The 1,782-nt window shown below is 69.5% G+C and carries 1 protein-coding gene; it reads right to left on the minus strand.

All coding sequences use genetic code 11. The annotated features are described in order from the left end of the window. Positions 1-29: 29 nt before the first annotated feature. The gene (locus ACZ6S8_RS39520) at positions 30-1,685 is read right to left on the minus strand and encodes an IS1182 family transposase (protein ID WP_469463243.1); all 1,656 of its coding nucleotides are present in this window, start codon (positions 1,683-1,685) and stop codon (positions 30-32) included. Positions 1,686-1,782: the final 97 nt, after the last annotated feature.

Below are 1,782 nucleotides of genomic sequence, written 5' to 3' on the forward strand. Positions count from 1 at the left end.
CGTGACTCTGTTGGTGATCTTGTGAGGGGTCAGCCGGAGGCCGTGCAGAGGGCGTGGAAGTGACTGGGGGCTCGCCGGGGGCGGGTCGGGTCGGCGATCCAGTCGGTGATGCGGGTGACGTTGCAGGCCAGGCCGGTGAGTACGTGCTGGACGTGTGTTCTTGGCAGGCCTCGGTAGCGTGTCCGGCGCAGGCCGCAGGTGCGGACGTTCTGGGAGAGGGTGGCTTCGATGCCGGCGCGGATCGCGTATCGGCGCTGCCAGTCCTTGGTGCGCTGGTCCAGGCGGTTCTGTTGCTGGATCTCGTGCAGTTCGCGGGTGGGCAGCAGTGCGAGCGCGCGCGGGCCGCTGACCGCGTTGGTGCACTGGGGGCGGACGGGGCAGGCCAGGCAGGTGGCTTTGTCGAACTTGACCTGGATGTAGTCGTGGCCGTTGATGTGCAGGGGGCGCCACTCGCGGCTGAGGTTGCCCTGGGGACAGCTGGCCCGATGGTGATCCCAGTCGACGGCGAAGGCGGCCTTGCCGAACCCGGCCCCGCTTTTGGCCTGGTGGCTGTGGTCGGGCACGACGGGTCCGAGCAGGGTGATGCCATGCACCCGGCGGGCGCGTTCGATCTGCGCGGGGCTGATGTAGGCGGCGTCGACCGCGTGCTCGGCCGGTGTCAGGTTGACCGCGGCCAAGTCGTCGTGGATCACGGGGGTGAGTGCGCCGTCCTGGACCGGGGCGATCGTGGTGGCCACGTGCACGACCACCTCCGGCAGGTCTGACGTGCACGTCTCGGTGACATGGGTGCGGTAGCCGGACCAGGCGGTGTCCCGTTTGACGCAGTAGTGCGCGTCTGTGTCGTACGGGGAATCGAACCGCAGCGACGCGGGTGGCAGGGCCTGGCCGTCGCGCCAGCGCAGCCGCCCGCGGGCGTCCCAGACGTAGTGGTGGACCCAGACCTGACGCAAGATCTCTACCTGCGCCAACGCCCTCAGCCGGGGCGGAGCCTCGGCGGTCCAGGCCGCGGTGAGGATCTTCTGCCCGTCCCGGCCGAAGGTCTCGGCCAGTGCGGTGACCCCGGCCTTCCCGCCGGGGACCCTGCCGATCTCGACCTTGCGGCCGTAGCGCTTGTCCCACTCCGGCTCGATCAGCGGCAGCAGCCAGTCCGGGGCTGCCTGGGCGATCTGTTCGAGTGCGGCCCGCAAGCTCTCGCCGACCAGCTCCAGCCGGCTGAGTGTTCGCACGCCGGCGAGCACGTGAGTGGCGTCGGTGCGCTGTCGGCCGCCGGCCTTCAGCAGTCCGGCCTCCACGAGCCGGCGCAGCATCACCTGCAACAGCCGGTCTGCCGCGTCGCCCTCGGCCAGCCGGGCCCGGAACTCGCACAGCACCGAGTGGTCGAACCCGGGATCGTCCAGATCCAGGCCCAAGGCGTACTTCCAGTCAATCCTGGTACGGACCGCGTTCGCGGCCGCGCGGTCTGAGAGGTTCTCCGCAAACTGCAGCACCGACACCAGCGCCAACTGCCCAGGTGACAGCCCCGGACGACCGTCCTTCGGATACAGGCGAGCGAACTCCCCGTCCTCGAACACCACATCCAGCCGGTCCCGTATCAGCATCGCCGGCGTGCCCTTCGGGCACGCCGCCCACGCTGTCACCACCGTCCGCTTCGGTATCCGCTGGAAACTCCTGGCCCGCAAGGACATCTCCGCCCCTCTCCCCGAAACCACCCCGCTCCACTCCAGCGAACCGCCGAACGGACGACCTGTCAGCACCCCACACAAGATCACCAACAGAGTCACG

It is taken from the genome of Streptomyces sp. NPDC048461 (genome assembly GCF_055587105.1).

Excerpts from the sequence above, each read along its gene's own strand:
- ACZ6S8_RS39520 (WP_469463243.1), bottom strand. The coding sequence starts at position 1,685 with ATGTCCTTGCGGGCCAGGAGTTTCCAGCGGATACCGAAGCGGACGGTG.